Annotated in this window: 4 protein-coding genes; 3 read left to right on the top strand and 1 reads right to left on the bottom strand. The window is 63.1% G+C overall.

Annotation, left to right across the window (positions count from 1 at the left end; all coding sequences use genetic code 11):
- Positions 1 to 69: 69 nt before the first annotated feature.
- Positions 70 to 1,053, bottom strand: a complete 984-nt coding sequence (locus RYH74_RS17765) for a TauD/TfdA family dioxygenase (RefSeq protein WP_286100348.1) — start codon at positions 1,051 to 1,053, stop codon at positions 70 to 72.
- A gap of 181 nt (positions 1,054 to 1,234) precedes the next feature.
- Between RYH74_RS17765 and azu the strand changes: the two genes are divergently transcribed.
- From azu to RYH74_RS17750, 3 genes are all read left to right on the top strand, one after another.
- On the top strand, positions 1,235 to 1,684 hold the full coding sequence (gene azu, locus RYH74_RS17760; protein WP_025340201.1) for an azurin: 450 nt from the start codon (positions 1,235 to 1,237) through the stop codon (positions 1,682 to 1,684).
- 33 nt (positions 1,685 to 1,717) lie between these two features.
- Positions 1,718 to 3,370 carry a cyclic peptide export ABC transporter gene (locus tag RYH74_RS17755; RefSeq protein ID WP_075046015.1) on the top strand — a complete coding sequence of 551 codons (1,653 nt, stop codon included), beginning with the start codon at positions 1,718 to 1,720 and terminating at the stop codon, positions 3,368 to 3,370.
- A gap of 155 nt (positions 3,371 to 3,525) precedes the next feature.
- On the top strand, positions 3,526 to 4,683 hold the full coding sequence (locus RYH74_RS17750) for an ATPase (RefSeq protein ID WP_075046016.1): 1,158 nt from the start codon (positions 3,526 to 3,528) through the stop codon (positions 4,681 to 4,683).
- Positions 4,684 to 4,701: the final 18 nt, after the last annotated feature.

Here is a 4,701-nt window from a genome sequence, read left to right as displayed (position 1 = left end):
CGGCCCTTTCGCGACACAAGGCCGCTCCTACAAAAACAGCGCAGCTTTCGAGGGCTTGGCCACGCCCTGTCAGCGCGACAACTCGGAATGCCCCTGCGCCATCGCCACCACCACCTTGCGCTTGCCGGTAAACGGCGACCGCGCATGCGCCGCAAGCATGTTGTCCAGCATCAGCACATCGTTTGCCTGCCACGGAAAGCTGATGGTGCATTCGTCCAGCACCCCGCGCACTTCATCGAGCAGCGAATCCTCGATGGTCGTACCGTCGCCGTAGTACACGTTACGCGGCAGGTCCTCTTCCTCGACGATGTCCATCAACGACTCGCGCACCTCTGGCTGCAGGTTCGACACATGGAACAGATGCGCCTGGTTGAACCACACATCCTCCCCGGTCACCGGGTGGCGTGCCACCACCTGGCAGCGCTGGCGGGTGCGCAATTCGCCGTCATCCTTCCAGATGCACTCGATGGCATGCGCCCGGCAATAGGCCTCGACCTGGCGCAGGTCTTCAGTGTTGAACACCTGCGACCATTCCACATCAAGGCCGTTGCCGTAGTTGCGCACGTACATCAGCCCCTTCTCCACCAGCCGCTCACGGATGCGCGCCGGCATGCGCCGGTACACCTCGCGGCTGTCGGCAATCGGCGTCTCGCCACCGGTCTCGGCGGGGATCACGCTGTAGAACCAGATTTTCATCGGCCATTCCAGGGTGTAGGCCTGCTCGTTGTGCAGGGGGATGCTCTGGTGCGCCGGGTACTCGGTGGAGGTGTACACGCCCTTGGTCACGTTGCTGCGCGGGGTGGAGCCAAACTCGTAGTTGAGCAGCGGGTGACCGAAGGAAGCGGCGAACTGGCGGAACGCTTCGGCACCACCCACCTCGAAGCCGCGAAACAGGATGCCGCCAGCCTGCAGCAGGTGCCGGTCCACCAGCGGCTGCAACTCGGCAAAGGCTTCCAGCAGGTCGATACCCGGCTCCGGCGCGCGCACCAGCAGTGGCAGGTTGCCGCGTGCGGCGTCCAGGGGTTCGATCGCAAAGCTCAGCAGTTCACTCATGTCCGGTCACCTCAGGCCAGGGCCGCATAGGCGGCGAAATCGGGATGTGCGCCATGTCGGCGCCTGACTGAATGAACGAGCGGGCGATGGGGAAATTCACCTGGGCCGCACACACAGGTAAAGCCGGTGCGCGCCGGTTCGTCTGAACGATGTGCACCCTTCTATCGCCCAGGAACCGTACATGACTCGCCAGCTTCTGCTCCTCGCCCTGCTCGCCGTGGCCCCTGCCGCGTGGTCGGCAGAGCCATGCGCCGTGGAAATCCATGGCACCGACCAGATGACCTTCGACAAGGCCGCCATCACCGTGCCCAAGGCCTGCGCCGTGTTCACCGTCACGCTCACCCACCCTGGCGACATGCCGAAGAACGTGATGGGCCACAACTGGGTGCTGAGTACCCAGGCCGACATGCAAGGCGTGCTCGACGACGGCCAGAAAGCCGGCGAGGCACTGGACTACGTGAAGCCCGGCGACACCCGGGTGATCGCCCACACCCGCCTGATCGGCGGCGGTGAAACAGACAGCATCAGCCTCGACGTGCGGTCGCTGAAGGCAGGTACCGCGTACAGCTTCTACTGCTCGTTCCCGTTCCACGGCACCTTGATGAAAGGCTCCCTGACCCTAGGCAGCTGACCCGCCCCCACCTCACCAGCGAGATCACGCTTCATGAAAACCTCCTCCCCCGGGGCCATCCGCGAATTGCTGGGCCTGCTGAAACCCTACCGCCCGGCGGTAATCGTCTCGGTGCTGCTGGGCATGCTCGGCGGCCTGGCCGTAACCGCCCTGCTGGCTACCGTCAACCAGGGCCTGCATGCCGCTGGCGGCATGAGCCAGGGCGTGATCCTGGCCTTCGCCGGCCTGTGCGTGCTGGCCCTGGTCAGCAGCGTCGCGGCCGACAGCGGCACCAACTACGTCGGGCAGAAAGTCATCGCCAGGCTGCGCAAGGACCTCGGCGCCAAGGTGCTGTCAGCGCCGATCGAGCAGATCGAGCGCTACCGCACCCATCGCCTGATCCCGGTGCTGACCCGCGACGTCGATACCATCAGCGACTTTGCCTTCGCCTTCGCCCCGCTGGCCATCTCGCTTACTACCGTGACTGGCTGCATGGCCTACCTGGCCTGGCTGTCGTGGCCGATCTTCCTCATCACCCTGGCGGCCATCGGCATTGGCAGTGGCATTCAGTACATGGCCAGGCAGAAAGGCGTGGCCGGCTTCAACGCCGCCCGCGATGCCGAAGACAACCTGCAGAAGCACTACTCGGCCATCGCCGAGGGCGCCAAGGAACTGCGCATCGACCGCCGCCGCCGCCACGCCATGCTGACCCGCAACATCCAGGGCACCGCCGACTTCATCGCCAACACCCATATCCGCGCCATCAACATCTTCGTCGCGGCCAAGAGCCTGGGGTCGATGCTGTTCTTCGTGGTCATCGGCCTGACCCTGGCCCTGCAATCGCTATGGCCGAGCAACGACCCGGCGGTGATGAGCGGCTTCGTGCTGGTGCTGCTGTACATGAAGGGCCCGCTGGAAACCTTGATCGGCAACCTGCCTATCCTCGGCCGCGCCCAGGTGGCGTTCCGCCGCATTGCCGACCTGTCCGAGCGCTTCTCCTCGCCCGAGCCGCACCTGCTGCTGGAGCCGCCGGTCAAGCGCGCTGCGCCGGCCAGCGCGCATCTGGAGCTGCACGACGTCGAGTACGCCTACCCGCCGGTGGACGGCAACGAGCCGTTCCGCGTGGGGCCGGTGAACCTGAGCATCGAACCGGGCGAGATCCTGTTCATCGTCGGCGAGAACGGCTGCGGCAAGACTTCGCTGATCAAGCTGCTGCTGGGCCTGTACACCCCGCAACACGGCGAAGTGCGCCTGAACGGCAAGGCCGTCGGCCCGGAGGGGCTGGATGACTATCGCCAGCTGTTCACCACGGTGTTCGCCGACTACTACCTGTTCGACGACCTGCCCGAGCATGAACACAGCCTGCCCAGCGATGCCACGCGCTACCTGGAGCGGCTGGAGATCGCCCACAAGGTGAGCGTGCGCGATGGTGCCTTTACCACCACCGACCTGTCGACCGGCCAGCGCAAGCGCCTGGCACTGGTCAATGCCTGGCTGGACGGGCGGCCGGTGCTGGTGTTCGACGAATGGGCGGCGGACCAGGACCCGACCTTCCGCCGGGTGTTCTACACCGAGCTGCTGCCGGACCTGAAGCGTTTGGGCAAGACCATCATCGTGATTTCGCATGATGACCGGTACTTCGATACGGCTGACAAGGTGGTGCACCTTAGCCGGGGGAAAGTGGTGGAGGCGTTGGAGCCGGCTTGAGGCAGCAAAGGGGGGCTGCGCGCCCCCTCATCAACCACGATCTATAATCGCTCTATAGTCTGTCTATAATTCCCTATAAACACCGCCCCTGTCAGATCTATAATGCCTCTATAATCAATCTATAATCGACTATAAATTGAAACGGAGGGGCCGAGATGCCTGAAACTGTCTATCACCGCCCGGCGCTTGCGTCCCGCCTGTCGAAATTGATCCTGCAAGTCGCCGTGGGCAGCGCAGCAAGCTCTGGGGTGTTTCTCGCTGCGCCACGACGTACCGGTAAATCTACCTTTGCCCGCGAAGACCTGCGCCCTGCCCTCGAAACAGCCGGGGCCATTGTGCTGTATGCCGATCTGTGGAAAGACCTGACCAAGGACCCCGGGCAAGTCATCGTAGAAGCGGTGCGTGAGGCGGTCGGGCGTAACGAAGGCTTCATCACGAGGCTGGCAAAGTCATCTGGCATGGAGAAGGTCACTGTCGGCGGCCTGAATTTCAGCGTGGACAAGATCGGGCTGGGGCAAGATGTCGACCTGACCACCGCCCTTGCGGCGCTCTCCGATGAGTCCCGCAAGATCATCGTGCTGATCATCGACGAAGCACAGCATGCAATCACGACCGAGCAAGGAATAGCGGCGCTGTTCGCCCTCAAGGCAGCCAGAGACGAACTCAACAGTTCGAAGCACCATGGCTTGCGCATCGTCTGCACCGGTTCAAACCGGGACAAGCTGGCCATGCTGCGCAACAGCAAGGACCAGGCGTTCTTCGGCGCTTCCATGGTGCAGTTCCCGACCCTGGACCAGGACTTCATCGACTGGCTGTGCGCCAATATCGACCTGCCATGCGCACTCGATTCAGCGGAGGTGTTTCAGCTCTTCAAGGAAAGCGGCTATCGCCCAGAGCTATTGGGTGCGGCAGCGGATGAAATCCGCTTCGACTTCGGCATTGAACCCGAGGCCATTCCGGCACGATTCAGAGAGCTTGTTCAGGCACAAGCCAATGACTTGAACGCAAACCTGAAAAAGGTGATCCACAGCCTCACACCTATCCAGGCTGCGGTTCTACGTGTCATGTGCGCAAAGGGGAACGACTACGCGCCGTTCGAGGCCCCGACCCTGGCACTGTACGCCAAAGCGATGGAACAGGCTGGCGTGGATGCGAGCGAAGTGAAGGCCGAGGTACCGGGGGTGCAGCAAGCGCTTATCGCCTTGCAGGACAAGAATCTGGTCTGGAAAGCATCGCGGGGGGTGTACGCGGTAGATGAACAGGTGATAGTCGATATCGTGCGAGCGGACGGTTTGCTGGAAGGTCTTGCCTGAGTGGTTTGCTGAGAGGGC

This window comes from Pseudomonas sp. LSJ-87 (genome assembly GCF_032971465.1).
GTDB classification, from domain to species: domain Bacteria; phylum Pseudomonadota; class Gammaproteobacteria; order Pseudomonadales; family Pseudomonadaceae; genus Aquipseudomonas; species Aquipseudomonas putida_Z.
The sequence above is the reverse complement of the archived record's forward strand: the minus strand, read 5'-3'. Positions and strand labels throughout refer to the sequence as shown.